Source organism: Rickettsia bellii RML369-C (genome assembly GCF_000012385.1).
GTDB lineage: Bacteria > Pseudomonadota > Alphaproteobacteria > Rickettsiales > Rickettsiaceae > Rickettsia > Rickettsia bellii.
Genome location: NC_007940.1, coordinates 217,941 through 236,703, shown reverse-complemented (window position 1 = coordinate 236,703; position 18,763 = coordinate 217,941). Strand labels below are relative to the sequence as shown.

The following is an 18,763-nucleotide window of genomic DNA, read 5'->3' as shown; positions in this document are numbered from 1 at the left end:
AAGGTTAATGATGGCTGAACCTATCATATTTACTCTTTTACTTGGTAGTAATGACCGAATATTAGAAAAAATATCTAAAGAAACAGTTCTAGACTCGCCAACAATTGTCTCACTTCAGACTAATAAAGAATCACGTATACCTGATAAAGATCGTATTTTTGCAGAAATATTGAAAGAATCCAAGGAACAAAATAAAAGTCCTATTTTTAATATCCAACTTAATAACAATAACATAGCACCTATCTTTAAATTACAAGATTTAATAAATCTACAAAATTTAAATATAAAAAGTACCATTACTTTCGAACGCTATAATTCACTAACAGAAAATCCTGAATTAGCAGTTTATTGGAAAGAGCTTTTTACAAGAACCAGCCATGTATTTTTTACAAATGAACAAGATAGAGAACTTGCTATAAATGAAAATGCCCTAAATAGAGACAAAGCTACTACTATCACAGATATAGATTCAGTCTTATCGGTTTTTAACAACCTTGCTGATGATAAAAAAGTTAATAAATTACTTTCCGGTGCTATACCTGACAAAGCAGAATTAGACAAACTGATAAAAACAACTAAAAATCAAGGAGGAAGAGTAATTGTAAAAACTTGGCCCTTATCCTTAGATCAGGCAACAAATCTTATAACAGCTAAATTTGGTATTACTTCTGATGATCAAATTTATGGTCTTAAACTTGAAATTACCGAAATTTTAAAAGATCCAAATAATGCTGCCGAAAATTTAAAAAAATATGTATCTCAAATATCACGGCAATTTCAAAAAGATTTAGGAAAATCCGAAGTAAATCCTATAGATTTTAATTTCGATAGAGGGCAAATTATGAAAAACATTCCTGATAATCAACAAAAAGAATCGACCATATCATATGAAACTAAACAGCCAGAACAACCAAGTTTTTTTAGAAGAGTCTTTAACTATTTTAAAAGTGTAATAACTAGTTACCTTGGTAAAAAAGAGGAAGCTCAACCCCCTCAACCACAACCTATAACAGAACCAAAATCAGAATTTTCTAAATTACCAAAGGAACAAACACAACAACCAACTTTAGCAACAACAAAGCAGCAGGTCGCACAACAAATTAATACTAATTCCTCACAAAAAGATTGGAAAAAAGTAGGTATGACAGAGCAAGCTTATAAAGCAATGATTTCAGATAACGCTCCTGCAAATCAGCCTAGTATGAATAATAGTTTTAATATAAACGATTTTAAATATGAAATATCTGAAGCAAATATTAGAAATGTAGAAATTAAAGATTATTGGTATACTGAAAATGAGATTACGCACCTTTTAACAGCACAACTAGATGAAAAAAAGTTTTCAGTGCAACCAGCTATAACTTTTCGCAATACAGCCCTAACAGAAGAAATGCTTAAAGATTATACAGCAAAAGGCGAAGAGAAGAATAAAATTTTAGCTGAGGTTCAAGAAACAATAAAGATTGCTAATCTTATTCCCGATAAAGAGGAACGAGCTCTAATGCTAGGGGATGCTAAGAAGAGAGAAGAAATACTCAAACTTTCAGATGCAGAACGTGAAAAGCTAAAAAATGATTTACTCAGAGGAGGAGAAGCTCAACAACAAATTAATGAAGATATTTTAAATAGAGCCACTAAAGATATAAAAGATAATGGAAAAGAAGCTGCTGTTATCCCTATTGAGATGGGTTATGGTCATTGGACAGTTTTAGTAGCTAAATATGACAAAAAAGATAACCAAATAATATTAACTTTTAACGATTCACTAGGTAACTCTATTAATTATGACGGTCAGAAATTACCGAAATTAATAGATAAAACTTTAGGAAATCTTCCTAATAAGCCGATTATAATTGATGAGCAGACGAAGCAACAGACCGATCAATCAGCTTGTGGTGTTTTTACTGTAGATAATGGTATCAAGATTGCTAAAGGGCAAGCGATACTCTCTACAGAAGAGTCTAAAGGTGAAAAAGGACTAAGATTAAGAGAACACCACGCCCAGATATTAACTGACGCTATGTTTAAACAAGATGCTCAATGGATCAGGCAACAGATGAAAACAAATAATAACGCACCGGATACTACATTCCAAGATATGATTAAAAGCCAAAAAACAAGAGACTCATCTATACGACGTTAATTATAATTTTGAAAGCTAAAACTTTACCACCAATTTTTCAAATAAAATGAGCATGCAAAAAAGATTATGCAAAATGCTTAATTCCTAATATAATTACTTATAGTTAATTTTATATTTTAACATCAAATGACTACTATACTTGTGATCGCTATTATAGTTATGATCGCCTTATCTGCATTATTTGCTGCTACCGAAACTGCTATTACTGCTTCTTCCCCTGGGAAGATTCATAAACTTAAGATTGCTGGCGACAAACGTGCTAAGACTGTTTTGCAAGTTTTGAAGAAAAAAGAGAAAGTAATTGGAACTTTGCTAATCGGTAATAGTTTAATCAACACTGTTTGTACTACTATTGCGACTACTTTATTTATCAGCTTTCTTGGTGATAATGGTCCTTTGGTTGCTTCTGCCGTCATGGCTTTTATAATTATTGTTTTTGCTGAAGTTGTACCTAAAGCCATAGCTGTTGCCAAAGCTGAGCAATTAGCCCTTAAAATGGCTTCAACAATTGTAATTTTTCTAAAGCTTTTTAAGCCTATTAATATTGCTCTTGATTACATCACAAGAATATTCTGTTTTATATTCCGTATTAATTTACACCCTCAAATATCCGGTACTGAGGAAGTTAGAGGCGTAATTGAGCATTATTACCAAGAAGGCGGAGTATATAAATCCGACCGTAATATGCTTGGCGGAATTTTAGATATACGTAATATGACGGTATCCGAGATTATGACCCATAGGAGCAATATAACGGCGATTAATATTGATTTACCTAGTGAAGTAATAATTAAGACTTTATTATCAAGTTCCCATACACGTGTACCTTTATGGAAAGATAATAGAGATAATATAATCGGTATTTTGAATTTAAAAGATTTATTAAAGTCGCTTCATGAACATAATACTGATCAAAAGAAAATTAATATTAATGAGCTTCTGACGCCTCCATGGTTTATTCCTGAAAATGCTCTTGTTGTAGATCAGTTAAATGCTTTTAGAAAGCGTAATAATCATTTTGCTTGCGTGGTTGATGAATACGGTGATTTACAAGGTATTATTACTCTTGAGGATATTATAGAAGAAGTAGTTGGATCTATTGTCGATGAGCATGACAGCCATAGTGATGAAATTATTAAAAAATCCAATACTGAATTTATTATACAAGGCACCACGACTATTAGAGACCTTAACAGAGAACTTGATTGGAATTTACCTGATGATGACGCAAATACTATAGCAGGATTGATAATCCACAAAATTGCTAGAATTCCAAATCGAGGGGAAGTAATTGAGTTATTTAACTTCAAAATAATCATTTTAAAGAAAATCGCTAATAAAATCGATAGCCTAAGAATTATCATATTACCTACCATAGAGGAAATATCAGACAGTGAGTGAAATCGGTAATTTTTTCCTCATTGCTATTATGTGCTTAAGCGGGGTGTCCATAATATTACCTGTCATACCGCAACTTGATCGCAGTATCCAGAAAAACAACTTAAAACCTAACAATATTTTTAAATGGATCCTGCGGTCAAGCCACGGGATGACAATTAAAAAACTAGATTCCCGCTTTTGCGGGAATGACATACTTACTTTCTACACCGCTATCCTATGCACCCTGCTCGCTTTCTGTACCTTGGTGTATGCTTTTATTGTTTCTGACTTTTCTTTGCAAAATGTTTTCTTAAACTCCAGCACATTAAAGCCGTTAATATATAAAATAGCTGGTAGTTGGTCAAGCCATGAGGGTTCAATATTATTATGGTTTACTTTACTACAAATTGTTAGTTGCTGTTATATCTTCCTAATTAAAAACCAGGAGGATAAAAAATTACCTATTATTATCCTGTCAATTATACAACTACTTTTTAGCAGCTTTATTTATTTCACTTCTAATCCGTTTAATACATTTTCCTTTATTCCTAAAGAAGGACTGGGGCTAAATCCGATGCTGCAAGATATCGCTCTAAGCATCCACCCTCCTCTACTTTATTTAGGTTATGTCAGCTACGTAGTACCATTTACTATTGTTTGTGCAATGTTAGTGTCATCCCGCTCCTCTATGTCATTCCCGCAAAAGCGGGAATCCAGTTCTTTTGCAAATTATTTACTGGATTCCCGCTTTTGCGGGAATGACATAAGCCTCCTTAAAACATTCTCCAATATCGGTATTTTATTTACCACAATCGGCATAGCTCTTGGTTCATGGTGGGCTTATAGAGAGCTTGGTTGGGGAGGATTCTGGTTCTTCGATCCTGTTGAAAATATTTCGCTATTTCCATGGCTATCCGGAATCATGCTACACCATTCTATAATAGTCATGACAAGAACCGGAAATATGCAAAACTGGACGTCGATTTTGTCAATTGTTACTTTTTTATTAGTAATATTCAGTACTTTTTTAGTTCGATCCGGCTTTATTACTTCGATCCATTCTTTTGCGTTCTCACCTGAGCGAGGTATATATTTACTTGTTATATTTTTGATTATGGGTATTAGTGCTTTGGGGAGTTATTGTGTCATCCCGCGACTCGATCGCGGGATCTTAGGATACAATCTGTGGCATAAGATCCCGTGGTCAAGCCACGGGATGACAATAAACAATAAGAATGACACAAAAGAAAAAGGTATAACCATTGGCAACACTCTTTTCCTTCTAAGCCTTATTGTATTAATATCCGCCACGCTTTATCCTTTAGCTTATTCTTTATTTGACGATAAACCTGTTATTATCGATGAGAGATTCTTTATTAATAATTTTCTTATTTTCGTTATACCTATTCTTTTCACTATCGGATTATTTACTACTAAAAGCTCAATTAGGAAGCATATTATTATCCTCATATTATCTTTAATAGCAACCTATCTAATATCGCTTAGGGTAAATTTTAGGGTCATATCTTTTTTAACTACGATCGCCTCTATCTTCTTAATGCTACATAACATTTTATATTTTATCGTCAAAACTAATTATTTTAGGCAATCTTTAAAGACAAGCACCGCTAGCATGATCCTTGGGCATTTCGGCTTTGCACTTATCGCTTTTAGTATTACTATGAATGCATTATTGCAAAGTGAAATGGACTTTACCGGCAGCGTTGGCACAAGTACAAAATTTAATGAGTTTAAAGTAACTTTGCAAAATGTTAAGTTCGCTCAAGGCAAAAACTATTATAGGCAAATTGCTGAATTTTGGCTTGAGGATAACAACCATAATATAACTATATTAAAACCGGAAAATAGGCTTTATATAGTCGAGAAAGGCTTGTCACAAGAAAGCGATATATATTCTTATTTACTATATGATCTTTACGCTGTCTTAAGCAATATAGACGACGATATAATTCATGCTAAAATATATTATAAACCGATGATGAGCTTTATCTGGCTCGGAGTATTCATTACTGTTAGCGGTTTCTTGATTGGATTGCTTAGAAAAATATAGTATAATAATTTTAGTAAAATAAAGTAATAATTATGTACAAAGTTAATCCAAGAGTAGATTTAGCGTTTAAAAAAATCTTCGGAGTGGAGGAGAATAAGGATTTATTGATATCACTTATTAATTCAATAGTTAGTGAAAAAGATCAAATTGTAGAAGTAACGCTTCTTAATCCATATAATCCGAAGAATTTTGCAGCAGATAAGTTATCTATTCTTGATGTCAAAGCTAAAAGTGAAACCGGTAAAATGTTTAATATTGAAATACAGGTGACCGATGAAGCTGATTATGATAAAAGAGCCTTATATTATTGGTCTAAATTATATGCAGAACAATTAAAAGCCGGTGATGACTATTCGAAATTAAATAAAACAATAGGTATTCATATACTAAATTTTACTAGTATTCCGAATACTGCAAACTATCATAGTGCCTTTGAGTTAGAGATAGAGTAACCGGCTTAGTATATTTTGAAGATATAGAGTTACATACAATAGAACTAAATAAATTTACTAATGCTAAAGAAGAGCTAACAGATATAGTAAAAAAGGTTAAAGATTCTCTTGATATATGGCTAGCTTTTTTAACTCGCCATGATTTATTAAACAAAAATAAGCTGCCAAAAAAGCTAGATAATAAAATCTTAAAGAAAGCCTTAACTGTACTTGAAGTTATGAATTTTAGCGAGGAAGAAAGACAAGCCTACGAAGATCGCTTAAAATGGCTTATGATTGAAGCTAATACTATTAAAAAAGCAGAAACGACAGCTATAGAAAAAAGAAATATAGAAATAGCAAAGAAAATGCTTATTAAAGGAAAGCCATTAGATGAGATTATTGAGTTTACTGATTTAACAGAAGAACAAATAAAAGAATTGAAAACAGAACTTTAGTTATTGATCTTAAAGAGTAAAAGGTTATGAATTTTAACGAGGAAGAGCGAAACACTTATGAAGATCGCTTAAAATGGCTTATGATCGAGGCAAGTGCCGTTAAAAGAGCCGAGGAAAGAGGTGAAGAAAAAAGAAATATAGAGATAGCAAAAGAAATGCTAATAGATAATGAGCCTATAGAAAAAATAGTTAAATATACCAAGCTTAAAAAGGAAGAAATAGAAAAACTGAAAAGAGAAATAGCAGAGTCTAACAAATAAATTGTATTTGAGGTTATAAGATCACTTTAAAGTGGCTTAGAATTGAAGCTAGTGCCGTTAAAAAAGCTGAAGAAAAAGAGAGTACGATCAAGCGGTAAGTATAGCTAAAAAATTTATCTATCAAAGAAATTGCTGAATTTAATGACTTAAAAATCACTAATGCAAAATATAGAAAAAATAAACGAAGAAGAAGCAAAAAAATTATTAATAGAGCTAGCTGATAAAATAGCACAATATAACCATGCTTATTATATAGAAGATAAGCCACTAGTTTCAGATGCCGAGTATGACCAGCTATTTAACACCAATCTAAAATTAGAGCAAAAATTTCCTCATCTCATACTAGAAAATAGCCCTAGCAAAAAAATAGGTGCTAAAGTCGAAAATAAATTTGCTAAAGTCACGCATCAAGTGCCGATGCTATCTCTTAGTAATGTATTTGATGAAGAGGATGTAAAAGATTTTTTAGACCGTATTAAAAGCTTTTTACGCCTTGATCAATTCTCTCCTATCTTTTGCGAGCCTAAAATAGATGGTTTATCATTTGCTGCTACCTACAAAAACGGCATTCTTACAACAGGTGCAACAAGAGGCGATGGTTATATAGGTGAGGATATAACGGCAAATATCAAAACAATAAAAGATTTTCCTCACAAAATTAATAATGCTCCAGAGCTTTTAGAAGTACGGGGGGAAATTTATATTGAAAAAAATGACTTTACAAGTTTAAACCAAGAGCAAGAACAGCAAGGCAAAGATAAATTTGCTAATCCTCGTAATGCGGCTGCCGGCTCGCTTCGTCAGCTTGATCCTTCCGTTACTGCAAAAAGACCACTGAAATATTTTGTTTATGCTATAGGTTCTGCAAAAGAGGAGCTAGCAAACTCTCAAGATCAGCTACTTGCAAAATTTAAAGAGCTTGGTTTTAACGTTAATGAAATAGGTAAACTTGCAAACTCCGAAGAAGAGATATTTAGCTTTTACGAATATTTAAAAACTAACAGGAAAAATTTACCTTATGAAATTGATGGGGTAGTATATAAGCTAAATGATTTTGCTTTGCAAGATAGAATGGGCTTCATTGCTAGGTCGCCAAGGTTCGCTACTGCTCACAAATTCCCCGCTATAATAGGGCAAACCAAACTACTTTCTATTACAGTGCAAGTAGGTAGAACCGGCACATTAACACCAGTAGCAGAGCTTGAGCCTATAGAAATTGGCGGGGTCATAGTTAGCAGAGCAACATTACATAACTATCAAGAGATAGCACGAAAAGACGTACGGGTTGGCGATTATGTATTTTTGCAACGTGCAGGTGACGTAATCCCGCAAATTACCGGAGTTGATCTTGCTAAACGTTCTGCTGATGCCACAACATTCGATCCACCTTTATTTTGTCCGTCATGCAATTCTAAATTACATTATGTTCCTGAAGATATTATAATACGTTGCGATAATGGTCTTAACTGCCCAGCTCAGAATTATGAGCGTATACGTCATTTCGTATCAAAAAACGCTATGGATATTGAAGGGCTTGGACGTAAGCAAGTTGAGTTTTTAATCGATAAAGGCTTAATTAGTAACCCTTATGATATATTCTTTTTAAAAGAAAAAAACGAAGCTAGCTTAACCAAACTTGAAAATATGGACGGGTGGGGTAAAAAATCTGTAGAAAATCTTTTCAACAATATAGAAAAATCAAAAAATGTTAGTTTGCCTAGGTTTATATATGCCTTAGGTATAAGGCATATAGGCGAGCAGAACGCTAAGTTACTCACTAGAGAATTTGGTAGCTATGAAAATTTTATAGCTCAAATGGAATTACTAAAGGAAAACGATCCTGAAATTTATCAAAAATTAAACAATCTTGACGGTATCGGCGACAAAATGTTAGTAGATATCATTGATTTTTTTGATGTTAAGGAAAATATTGAGCTTATCAAAAATTTAAGTGAAGTATTAAATATTGAAGATTATAAAGAGACTAGGGAGCAAAGTAGCTTAACAGGTAAAATAGTAGTATTTACTGGCAGCATGCCAACTTTGTCACGAGCTGAAGCAAAAGCAACTGCCGAGAAACTTGGAGCAAAAGTTGCAGCTAGTGTTTCTTCTAATACCGATTTAGTAATAGCCGGCGAGGATGCAGGTAGTAAGCTCAAAAAAGCAAAAGAGCTAGGAATTAAAATTATTGATGAAGCAGAATGGCTTACTCTTGTAAGAGATATTTAAGGTAATATGAATAAAGAAATAGACAATCAGATAGTAATCTATCAAGACAAGAATGGAGAAATTAATGTTGAAGTTAAAATAGTTGACGAAACAGTTTGGCTATCTTTAAATCAGATAGCGACATTATTTGCACGAGATAAATCTGTAATTTCAAGGCATTTGAAAAATATATTTAAAGAAGAAGAGTTAGAAGAAAGAGCAACTGTTGCATTTTTTGCAACAGTTCAAATTGAAGGAGAAAAAAGCGTAGAAAGACAAATTGAATATTATAATCTAGATGCAATTATATCAGTAGGATATAGGGTGAATTCTAAGAGAGGTATAGCTTTTAGAAAATGGGCTACTAGCTTGCTTAAAGAATATCTGATTAAAGGCTATAATATTAATCATGATAAAATCACTCAAAAAAGATTGCATACCGTAGACAAGCTGGCTTTGTTACATGACTTGGAAAATGCTCACAATGTCATTCTAGCGTAGGCATTGCCCGCATGGATCGAAAAGCACTTTCGATGTTATCTAGTTGCTTGACAAGGCATCCAAAAAATAATAAAAATACTAATTTTATTAGTATTTTTAACTGGATCCCGCAATCAAGTTGCAGGATGACAGGGGAAAATAATCCATGCGGGGCAAGCCTTATGCGGGAGTGACATAGCTCTACTTATTGCTGAAAGCGATCCTAAACAAAAAGAGCTAATGATAAACTTAATTATGAATCTCATAAGTGATTAGTTTGTGCTAAAAATATATTTTATGAGCTATCATGTAGATATAAGGAGCAACATTTTATAAATAAAATAAGTCTTTGCTCCTTACGATCAAATGTAACTACTCACCTATAGGTATTTTAACTTCTTCTCCTGAAAGTTTAACCTGAACCATTTCTTCTTTGGGCATTAAATTACCACCGACCAGTGAATCAAATAACTGCTCTATTATAAGTAATTTCAGTTCTGGAGTTTTAAATATATTAAAATCAAAATTTTTACATATTAGCATACTTTTTTCCCAATTGTTTAAAAAATAATTTTTAATTTTTAATATAGATTCATTTATTTCATTCGTTTTTTGTTTGATAATTTCCTTTCCGTATTTTTCTTGTACTTGTTTAAATGTAGGAGAGCGATCCTCTAAATAATTTACTTTAATATTTGAAAATTTTTGAAAAGCATTAAATAGACTTTTAACGGAATGCATCTTACCATCATTAAGCCATTCATCAAGTTTTTCAAAATCACTGGTTAAGCTAGCGTTAAAATTATTTTTCCACTTTATAACATCATACAAATTGCTTAAACTTAAAGATATTTGATTACCCAAATCTACTATATAATTATTCATATCTAGGTCTTTTTCCAATTTATTACTAGATACTAGTGCTTCAAAGAACGATATTCCTTTGTAATAAGCCGTTACGTATAACTTCCTTGTATTATCTGCGAAGTTTACATCTGCTCCATTATTAGCTAAATGTTGTACTAGCTCCAAACGATTAGATTGTATAGCTTCTTCTAGTAATGAATACTCCTCATTACTAAATGTTTGACCTTGGTCATAGCTAACTTTTCTAATTAAAGGTTTACTTATATCTGAAATATTTATACCACTAATTAAAAGCTCATCTGAAATATCAATGTTCCATAAAAGAGAATGAACTTCATCAGGTAGTATTTTTGCTCCTTTATTAGCTAAGTATTTTGCTAATTCAAAACGCTTAGAATATATAACTCGTGATAATAGTGTATATTCCTCATCCTGAAATGTTTGACCTTGATCATAGCTAACTTCTCTAATTAAAGGTTTATTTATATCTGAAATATTTTCAAAGCTTTTAATAAATAATCTATCCGGAATATTAGAGTTCCATAAAAAATAACTTAATTCTTTCCTAAATATTGCTTCATTATCTATGCTTAACAATTCAATAATTTCTTCATTTAATTCTGATTTATTATCAATACATAAGAAATTTGGAATTATCTTTGCTTTTAAAGTAGGATACTGAGATATTTCAGTTTCCGTAAGCAGAAATTTAATAACTTTATCATTACGAATTATTGAATTTAATAATAATGAAGTGATTAAAATTTCTGCATATTCCTTACCATCAATATTATTTTTCAATTCATTTATTTTAGTTAGGTTAATATCATTAATAGCCATCCAAAAATATTTAATATTTTCTTCCCTAGTAAATATTTCTTTATTTACTATAAACTCCATTATCTTTTGCACCTGATCTTTAGAGAAATCTACTTCTTCTGTAATATTGCCTAAACCTAGCACTGCAATTGCTTCTTTAGATAGTTTTTTTATTTTATTATCAATTTTTTCTATTACACTTTCAGTAAAAAAATCGTTATATTTAATTTTCATAAATTACTCTATAAATATTTAGTTAAAAAATTAACGTTAATGTATATAAAATTAAGAAATTTGCAATAATTATTTTGTCATTATAATTTAAAGTATGATCTTCTATATTTAATTCAATTTTAGATATTTTAAATTATATAATTAGAATATAGGATTACTATTTCAAAAAATGAGCATGAGGAAGTTAAGAAATTATTACTTTTATCTATTATGTCTATAATAAATATATTTAAAGTAAATAGATAATATCAGCTTTAATAAATAAATTATAGCTGTAGACTTTTGACCAAACAATAGAAATAGGGCGTTAAAAAGAAAGAAACAGAACAATTTTTGCTTGTTTCTTATGGATAAGGCTTATATCAGCCTAGGATATCGTTGCTAATTTTTATTTTGTAATAAAAAACCCTCTTTTATAGAATGTACACTTTTTTTAATTTATTTTACAGAATCAGAATGTTTTAATAATAAATTTCTTTTAATATAAAGTGCATCACCCCATCCACATGTTGTAGAAACAGTATCAATTCTTAAAAACCCTTGATCAGCAAGAAGTTTATCTAAATCCCATATATTTGTTCCATTTGTATACAACTCCGCATAATTAACTTCCGCTATTATACAATCAATCGTTTTTAAAGTGTTTACTGCTCCCTGCAAAGCTGATAATTCAGCTCCTTGAACATCTATTAAAATAACATTATATTTTTTTACATCATATTGCGATTCTTGAAAATATGTGTCTAATCGCTTTTGAGTTACCTCTATAGTTTCCTTAAACAAAACATCTGGATGAATAATTTTATGTAAATTTAACTCTAATAAAGAGCTAAACTGCCCATTATTAGTTCTATGAAATTTAGCAATTCCATTTTCATTTGTAACAGCAAAGTTTTCTGCTATACATGTAGTACCATTGGGCTTAACATTTTCTAATAATTTTTTATATGTATCTGGATCAGCCTCAATCCACAATACATTTTCTATATTCAGCGTCTTATAAAAGTTTTTTTCACCACCATAAAATGCTCCAATATGGATTATACCATGTAAGTTAATACCAAATATATATTGAGCGGTTTTAAAAAGGTTATGAGGACTATTAGCATAAACACTACTACTTAATATTATAGTTAATAATGCTACATATAATTTTTTCATAATTTAAATTTAATAATTTATTATTTCAGCACTAGTAACAATATAACTTATCAAGTAAAGAAATAAACAGTTTTTATGATTAATTGTATAAGACATTATAATATGATATAATTTATTACATCTCGTCAGAAAAAGCAGAAAAGTTACTAAAATAAAAATATAGTCTATAACTTTGAACTACCGTCATATTTATCATGCAGGCAATTTTGCCGATATAGTTAAGCATCTAGTTTTAATTGCGATTTTAGAGCAGCTGAAAAACAAAGAAAAACCTTTTGCTGTTTTAGATGCTTTTGCAGGGCTTGGACTATACGATTTAGCTTCAGAAGCCGCCTCTAAAACTTTAGAATATAACAACGGAATCGGTAAATTATTACAAGCCCTAGATCATACTCCTAACTCATTAAAAATATTTCTGTCTGTAATAAATTCCGTAGGTCAGAATTTTTATCCAGGTTCCCCCTTTATTATTCAACAATTATTACGACCTCAAGATCGTTTAATTGCTTGTGAACTCCATCCGGCTGATTACCTTGATTTAAAAAAGCTATTACCAAATAATACACACTGCATTGACGCATATAATGCTATAAAAGCTTTTCTACCTTTTAAAGAAAATAGAGGATTAATATTTCTTGATCCCCCATTTGAAGTAAAGAATGAGTTTCAAAAACTAATTACTGCACTGAAAAAAATCAAAGTTTCAGCTTTAAATAATTCTACTTTGATTTGGTATCCTATAAAGGATTTGTTACTAGTAAGTGATTTTTACCACAATTATAAAACTATTGGATTTAAAGAAACATTAATTATTGAATATGAACTTTTATCTAGTGATAAGAATATGGTAAAATGTGGATTGATGTTGATTAACCCACCTAATATTAGACAGGAACTAGAAGAGTTAACAAAATATCTAAGTTATACTTTAAATCTGAAATTTACTTATATTGACTTTTAATGTTTACCCGAAGAAATATTTTTTTACTAATTACCCTTTTTTTTCTTCAAAGCTGTAGTACTCTTGAATTCTCTAGGGATAAGACACTACTTTCTACTACCTCTTCTCAATTAGAAAAAAAATATAATATAAATCATGCAGAATTAGTAGTTCAATATAATCTTACAAATAAAAACAATAAATGTTTATATGCTAAAAATTTAGGTGTTATAATTAATGATCCTAAACAAAATAAAATTTTCTTACAGAAATTCCATAACAAAAATCCTACTGAACTTGATAATACTGCGGGCTTAAAAATATCTTCAATAAAAGAGTTGGTTACGAAATTAAATTCAAAATATAAATTCCTTTCTAACGCAGAAACTAGTTATTTTGCTAAAAAAACCACTCACAGAAATAATATGTCTGAGTTAGCAAAGCTTGATAGAATAATTTCTAAAATACCTCTTATGTTGCCGGAATATGAACCTAAAATCACTAGTCATTACGGCAATAGAATAAGCCCGCATAAAAAGAAACGGAAGAAAAAATGTTTTCATAATGGTATTGATTTACAAGCAAAAAAAGAAGCACCGATATATGCATCAGCAAGTGGAGTAGTAATTAAGACCGCTAGAGTACGTGATTATGGAAATTTCATTGAGATTAAACATTCGCATAAATTTGTTACTAAATATTCTCATTTAAAAGAAATACATGTTAAAGAGGGCACAAAAGTTACACGTGGTCAATTTATAGGCACTCAAGGAAAGACCGGTAATGCTACAGGTGAACATCTACATTTCGAAATTATATTAGATAATAAACCAATAAATCCGTTTGATTTTATATTTAACTGCCGTAAATCTTAATCTAAAATATTCATCTTTTTCATTTCATAATAAAATTCTATTGACTTTTGATCGAAAAAATCCTAAACCTTTACATCTAAGGATTATAATTAGCAAAAATACTATGAAAAAATATATATCAATAATCATCATATTGTTAATGAGCAATAATATATTTGCAAGGGAACAAATATCTAATCTTGTTACACCTGTCAGTTATTTTATAGATCATATATCACAACTAAAAAAGATTAAAAGTAACTTAATCAAATATAAACAATCTAGTTTGGTAGGTGTCAGCGGCATGGGAAAAACTCAAATTGCTAGGATGTATGCTTATGATAAAGACAATAAGGCTGATTATGATATTATTTGGTTTATAGACTGCAATTTAGATATTGATGGACAATTAGTAAATCTTGCAAAGGCTATTAATATAAAAGCAAATACTGCGGTAGTTTCAGAAAATATCAATGTAGTAAGAAAAGAATTAATGACCTATTTAACCAGTAAAAACAGATGGTTACTAGTATTTGATAATTTAAAAATAGGACAGAATAAAAAAGTAGCAAATTTTATTAATTGGGAACATAACGGCAATATTCTTTTTTGTTCTCAAGATAGCGAATCATTGCCGAATATAGTAAAAATTAGTGCTTTTGAGGAAAAAGAATCTAAAATGCTTGTAGAAAATATTTTAGAAAGTAATAATCCAGAATCGATAGAATTTTTAGTCCAAGAATTTAAAGGTTATCCAATTCTTATGGTTCAAGGATCGCAAATATTGAATCAGGTACAAGGTTTAAGTTTAAACGAATATAAGAAAAAAATACAAGAAGCTGATGATAAAATTAAACTAAATATTACACTTGCTATTAGTGAGTTAAGCCCTTCTGCCCAAAAATTACTAAATGAAATAGCTTTAATTAACAATCAAAGTTTTTCAAAAGAATTTCTAAGTTCTATCACCTCGGATAAAGATCATTTAGATGATGACATTTATAATATTTCCAAATTTGCTTTAATCACTAATATTGAGCCAAATGAAAATAATCCAATATTTGAAATGCATGATGTTATAGTTGAAAAAATATTACAGATTAATGAAAATGATAATAAAGAAAATCTCTATCAACTTATCACCAATCTTTTAAATACTATCCCTAAAAGTTTGATAAAAGGAAATATTTTTAGAAAAAATAAAACTGTGTTGGACAATATTGAAATAATTACCCAAAATGCAGAAAATTATAATATCTCAATATATAAAATTTTAGAATTAAAACTAAACTTATTAATACAATATGTTACAGCATGTGATTTAACAAGAAGTAAAATATTAGTTGATTGGTTTGACAAAAACGAAAAAGAAAATAATTTTAAATTATTGATGATGGATAATGACGAGAAAGGAGCGTATGCTACTTATTTAGGACGCATAGGGTGGTATTATTCAAAGAACTCGGAAAGTAGAGAAGCAATTGAATATTTTATGAAAGCTAAAAAAGTATTTGAGGGAGTTAAAGAATATGGAACCTCAAAAAGTAATATAGTTTTTGGTTTAGTTATATCTAATGTTCAATTAGGAAATCTAAAGGAAGCAGAAGCAAATATCCAGATAATGCAAGATATGTTTAATCAAAATCTAATAGATAAAACAGACGCTGCAACATTAGATTATGCAAAAGCTCACTTATTTCTTGCTCAAGGTAAATATGAGGAAGCATTAAAGCAAATTAATGCTACAATAGATGCTTGTATTGATAACGGCATGAAGCCTCAAGATGTATTTCTTACCGGCTTATATTTGCTTAAAATAGATATATTAAATAACCTTAAAAATTATAATGACGCTCTTCCTTTATTAGAAGAGGTGTATAATATGAAAAAACCTAAAGAAAAAGAAGAATATCCGATATTTGGACGTATTTATACCCAAATGTCTATAGTAAAACTAGGACTTGGAAATAATAATGAAGCTTTAGAATATGCTAAAAAAGCTGTGGAAGCTTTCCTTAAAGATCCAAATAGATCCAATAAAGATGTTGCTGCTTCACCTGACATATATTTAGCTAAAGCATTTGTAGCTGAGGGAAATGCATTCGCATCAATTAATAAAAATGAAGATGCAATAACGGCTTATGCTACTGCAGAAAATATATATTGGAATAATTATCGTGAGAATATGAAAAATGTAGACGCAATAAGTATCATGTATTTAAACGCTGCTAAAGCAAGTTGCCATGTACCTTTAAAATCTTTTTATAAAAATTTCCGAGATCACCATATAGAAAAATTTGGGGAGCAGCATCCAAGAAGTATAGAAATACTAAAGCTAAATTGCCATTAATCTATAACGTTAAATTGGCTTTACCAAGGTGAATAAAATTCCCCTGTTATCTTCATGGGGGCTTTGCCTGCGTAGATCGGTTTTTCCGTCATTGCGAGGAAATTACGAAGTAATTGACGAAGCAATCTAGTAAGGAAATGCTAACTTATAGCATTTTTTATTATTTTTTCTGGATTAGCCACGCTTCTTACAGTCGCTCACAATGGCGTCCCTTAATTCACTATATTTTTTTCCATCTATTATGAAACCAGAACCATTGGCTAGGATTTTGTTTAACCCAGTCCCCTAAAATTTGGTTAATATTAAGCATGATATTATAGCAATCTGTTTTACTATCGCCTGTTTGCTCCCATGTTAAATTTGGATGGATTATTAGCTTAAAATAACTACCTTTAGTCCTAACAATTTGACACGGCACAATCGGATATCCATACTGTAAAGCTATTTTAGCAATAGCGTTAGCAGTCATGGCAGGATAACCTAAAAACGGCACTTCAATGCCGTCATTCATTTTCTGATCAACAAGCATAGCGATAGATTCACGCCCTTTAATTGCTCTAACTAAAGCTCTGCTACCATCTGGTCCTTTAGGAATAAGTCTTAGCTTAGAGCTAGCACGACTCTCATTAATCAGCTTATTAACATAAGGATTATTAGCTTTACGATAGATTACAGCAAATTTAGGATAAATTTTATGAATAATTTTAACAGCAATATCCCAATTAGCAAAATGACCAGTAAAAAACAAAAAAGGCTGCCCTTTTAGCTTTTTAATATTTTCCAAACCTATTATCTCAATCCGCCGTTCTAGTTCTAACTCATCCATTTCATTAATATAAGCAAACTCGCCTACGAACCTACCGAAATTATCCCAAGTCTGGTCTATAGTTTTTTCTACATCAAATGCATCACCAAAAACAGCTTTAACATTTCGTCTAGCAATTTTATTAACAGCAAATAATATACCAATTTTGCGAGCTATAAAACTGCAAATATCCGCTGCTTTATCTATACCAAATATGCCAATTATCTTCAAAAAAATAATAACAATAGCATACTCAATTAGATATCTAATCTTTTTTAAAAATTTTTTCATAAAGTAAATTAGGATTATTAATAGATAACTTCACATCTAAGCATACAATAATATCACTCGAATCACCAATCTTAACGTAATCTTTTCTCGTAGTGATAAGAGTAGCATTATTTGTTTTAGCAAGTAGAGATAAATTTTCTAAATCTTCTTGTAAATAATTATAATGATCAGGAAATATTTTATACCCTACTATATTCAAACCATAATTTTTTAAGGTAAGAAAGAAACGTTCAGGATTACCTATACCGCTAAAAGCAAAATAATTTTTATTTTTGTCTATATCGCTTGAAGCTACTATTTGTGCTTGTATTAACTTATTGGCATAAGAAGCTAAACTAACTGGTATTCCACCAGAATTATTACCCACTAAAAAAACTAAATCAGCAGCACTTAAAGCTCTATTTGGATATTCCCGTAATGGACCTGCAGGAATTAAAAATCCATTCCCGAAAAGCCTTTGTCTATCTACAGAAACTATAGTGATATCTTTATGAAAATAAGGATTTTGTAGAAAGTCATCAACTATTATTATACTTGGCTTAAGTTCATGAATTAGAGGTAAAATTTGCTTAATATTTTTAGTAGCAATAACTGTGCCGTGCTTTGCAAGTATTACAGACTCATCCCCTACTTCTAGAGTGCTATGCTCTGCTTTTACAATAGTTGCTTCTTTAAGGTTACTACCATAAGCTTTAGTGACTATAACAAAATCTATATTTTGGGTCTTCAGTAAATTAGCTAGATACATAACTATCTGCGTTTTACCAGTACCGCCTACGCTGCAATTACCGACACAAATAACTTTAGCAGGTAATATAACGGGACGTGCAAAAACATGCCGCAAAAATCCTAGAAATTGATATATCCAACTTATAGGGAATAATATATAAGCTATAATATTTCGCTTTTGCCAAAATTTAGGATATAGAAGTTTAATCATACTAAAAAATTATGTTTCTTCGTATCATTATACACTTCTTTTAAAATTATTTTAAATAAAAAAGCCCCCTT

The 18,763-nt window shown here is 30.5% G+C and carries 15 protein-coding genes; 11 read left to right on the top strand and 4 right to left on the bottom strand.

What is annotated here, in order from left to right:
* The first annotated feature begins 10 nt into the window (after positions 1-10).
* From RBE_RS01040 to RBE_RS01005, 8 genes are all read left to right on the top strand, one after another.
* Positions 11-2,143, top strand: coding sequence for a hypothetical protein (locus RBE_RS01040; RefSeq protein ID WP_011476893.1), 2,133 nt, complete (start codon positions 11-13; stop codon positions 2,141-2,143).
* Positions 2,144-2,269: 126 nt separating this feature from the next.
* The gene (locus tag RBE_RS01035) at positions 2,270-3,544 is read left to right on the top strand and encodes an HlyC/CorC family transporter (protein WP_011476892.1); all 1,275 of its coding nucleotides are present in this window, start codon (positions 2,270-2,272) and stop codon (positions 3,542-3,544) included.
* Positions 3,537-5,594, top strand: a complete 2,058-nt coding sequence (locus RBE_RS01030) for a heme lyase CcmF/NrfE family subunit (protein WP_011476891.1) — start codon at positions 3,537-3,539, stop codon at positions 5,592-5,594. The genes RBE_RS01035 and RBE_RS01030 overlap by 8 nt, the downstream gene beginning before the upstream one ends.
* A gap of 32 nt (positions 5,595-5,626) precedes the next feature.
* Positions 5,627-6,046 (top strand): Rpn family recombination-promoting nuclease/putative transposase, encoded by a 420-nt coding sequence (locus RBE_RS09445; protein WP_011476890.1) that lies wholly within the window; start codon positions 5,627-5,629, stop codon positions 6,044-6,046.
* A 23-nt stretch (positions 6,047-6,069) separates the two neighbouring features.
* Positions 6,070-6,483: a PD-(D/E)XK nuclease family transposase gene (locus tag RBE_RS09440; RefSeq protein WP_338053120.1), complete on the top strand. Its 414-nt coding sequence runs from the start codon at positions 6,070-6,072 to the stop codon at positions 6,481-6,483.
* A gap of 26 nt (positions 6,484-6,509) precedes the next feature.
* On the top strand, positions 6,510-6,743 hold the full coding sequence (locus tag RBE_RS01015) for a hypothetical protein (protein WP_012152190.1): 234 nt from the start codon (positions 6,510-6,512) through the stop codon (positions 6,741-6,743).
* Between the two features lie 159 nt (positions 6,744-6,902).
* Entirely contained in the window at positions 6,903-8,972 is a 2,070-nt protein-coding gene (gene ligA / locus RBE_RS01010) for an NAD-dependent DNA ligase LigA (RefSeq protein ID WP_011476888.1), read from the top strand.
* Positions 8,973-8,978: 6 nt separating this feature from the next.
* Positions 8,979-9,452 (top strand): virulence RhuM family protein, encoded by a 474-nt coding sequence (locus tag RBE_RS01005; protein WP_011476887.1) that lies wholly within the window; start codon positions 8,979-8,981, stop codon positions 9,450-9,452.
* Between the two features lie 351 nt (positions 9,453-9,803).
* On the opposite strand, the gene RBE_RS01000 is transcribed toward RBE_RS01005, so the two are convergent.
* Positions 9,804-11,351 carry a hypothetical protein gene (locus tag RBE_RS01000; protein WP_011476886.1) on the bottom strand — a complete coding sequence of 516 codons (1,548 nt, stop codon included), beginning with the start codon at positions 11,349-11,351 and terminating at the stop codon, positions 9,804-9,806.
* 438 nt (positions 11,352-11,789) lie between these two features.
* Positions 11,790-12,512, bottom strand: coding sequence for an FkbM family methyltransferase (locus RBE_RS00995; protein WP_011476885.1), 723 nt, complete (start codon positions 12,510-12,512; stop codon positions 11,790-11,792).
* A 172-nt stretch (positions 12,513-12,684) separates the two neighbouring features.
* On the opposite strand from RBE_RS00995, the gene RBE_RS00990 reads away from it, so the two are divergent.
* From RBE_RS00990 to RBE_RS00980, 3 genes are all read left to right on the top strand, one after another.
* Positions 12,685-13,473: a 23S rRNA (adenine(2030)-N(6))-methyltransferase RlmJ gene (locus tag RBE_RS00990; protein ID WP_011476884.1), complete on the top strand. Its 789-nt coding sequence runs from the start codon at positions 12,685-12,687 to the stop codon at positions 13,471-13,473.
* Positions 13,473-14,327 carry a M23 family metallopeptidase gene (locus tag RBE_RS00985; RefSeq protein ID WP_011476883.1) on the top strand — a complete coding sequence of 285 codons (855 nt, stop codon included), beginning with the start codon at positions 13,473-13,475 and terminating at the stop codon, positions 14,325-14,327. Before RBE_RS00990 ends, RBE_RS00985 begins: the two co-directional genes overlap by 1 nt.
* Positions 14,328-14,430: 103 nt before the next feature.
* Entirely contained in the window at positions 14,431-16,656 is a 2,226-nt protein-coding gene (locus RBE_RS00980) for a tetratricopeptide repeat protein (protein ID WP_011476882.1), read from the top strand.
* 220 nt (positions 16,657-16,876) lie between these two features.
* Here RBE_RS00980 and RBE_RS00975 read toward each other — a convergent pair whose 3' ends face one another.
* Together RBE_RS00975 and lpxK are read right to left on the bottom strand one after the other, a co-directional pair.
* Entirely contained in the window at positions 16,877-17,752 is an 876-nt protein-coding gene (locus RBE_RS00975; RefSeq protein ID WP_011476881.1) for a lipid A biosynthesis lauroyl acyltransferase, read from the bottom strand.
* Positions 17,727-18,692 (bottom strand): tetraacyldisaccharide 4'-kinase, encoded by a 966-nt coding sequence (gene lpxK, locus RBE_RS00970; protein ID WP_011476880.1) that lies wholly within the window; start codon positions 18,690-18,692, stop codon positions 17,727-17,729. Before lpxK ends, RBE_RS00975 begins: the two co-directional genes overlap by 26 nt.
* Positions 18,693-18,763 lie beyond the last annotated feature (71 nt).

What these genes read in the sequence shown, in the direction of transcription:
- RBE_RS09445 (WP_011476890.1), top strand. Translation starts at nt 5,627, where the DNA reads ATGTACAAAGTTAATCCAAGAGTAGATTTAGCGTTTAAAAAAATCTTC.
- RBE_RS00980 (WP_011476882.1), top strand. Translation starts at nt 14,431, where the DNA reads ATGAAAAAATATATATCAATAATCATCATATTGTTAATGAGCAATAAT.
- RBE_RS00975 (WP_011476881.1), bottom strand. Translation starts at nt 17,752, where the DNA reads ATGAAAAAATTTTTAAAAAAGATTAGATATCTAATTGAGTATGCTATT.
- ligA (WP_011476888.1), top strand. Translation starts at nt 6,903, where the DNA reads ATGCAAAATATAGAAAAAATAAACGAAGAAGAAGCAAAAAAATTATTA.
- RBE_RS01015 (WP_012152190.1), top strand. Translation starts at nt 6,510, where the DNA reads ATGAATTTTAACGAGGAAGAGCGAAACACTTATGAAGATCGCTTAAAA.
- lpxK (WP_011476880.1), bottom strand. Translation starts at nt 18,692, where the DNA reads ATGATTAAACTTCTATATCCTAAATTTTGGCAAAAGCGAAATATTATA.
- RBE_RS01035 (WP_011476892.1), top strand. Translation starts at nt 2,270, where the DNA reads ATGACTACTATACTTGTGATCGCTATTATAGTTATGATCGCCTTATCT.
- RBE_RS01005 (WP_011476887.1), top strand. Translation starts at nt 8,979, where the DNA reads ATGAATAAAGAAATAGACAATCAGATAGTAATCTATCAAGACAAGAAT.
- RBE_RS00985 (WP_011476883.1), top strand. Translation starts at nt 13,473, where the DNA reads ATGTTTACCCGAAGAAATATTTTTTTACTAATTACCCTTTTTTTTCTT.
- RBE_RS01000 (WP_011476886.1), bottom strand. Translation starts at nt 11,351, where the DNA reads ATGAAAATTAAATATAACGATTTTTTTACTGAAAGTGTAATAGAAAAA.
- RBE_RS01040 (WP_011476893.1), top strand. Translation starts at nt 11, where the DNA reads ATGGCTGAACCTATCATATTTACTCTTTTACTTGGTAGTAATGACCGA.
- RBE_RS00995 (WP_011476885.1), bottom strand. Translation starts at nt 12,512, where the DNA reads ATGAAAAAATTATATGTAGCATTATTAACTATAATATTAAGTAGTAGT.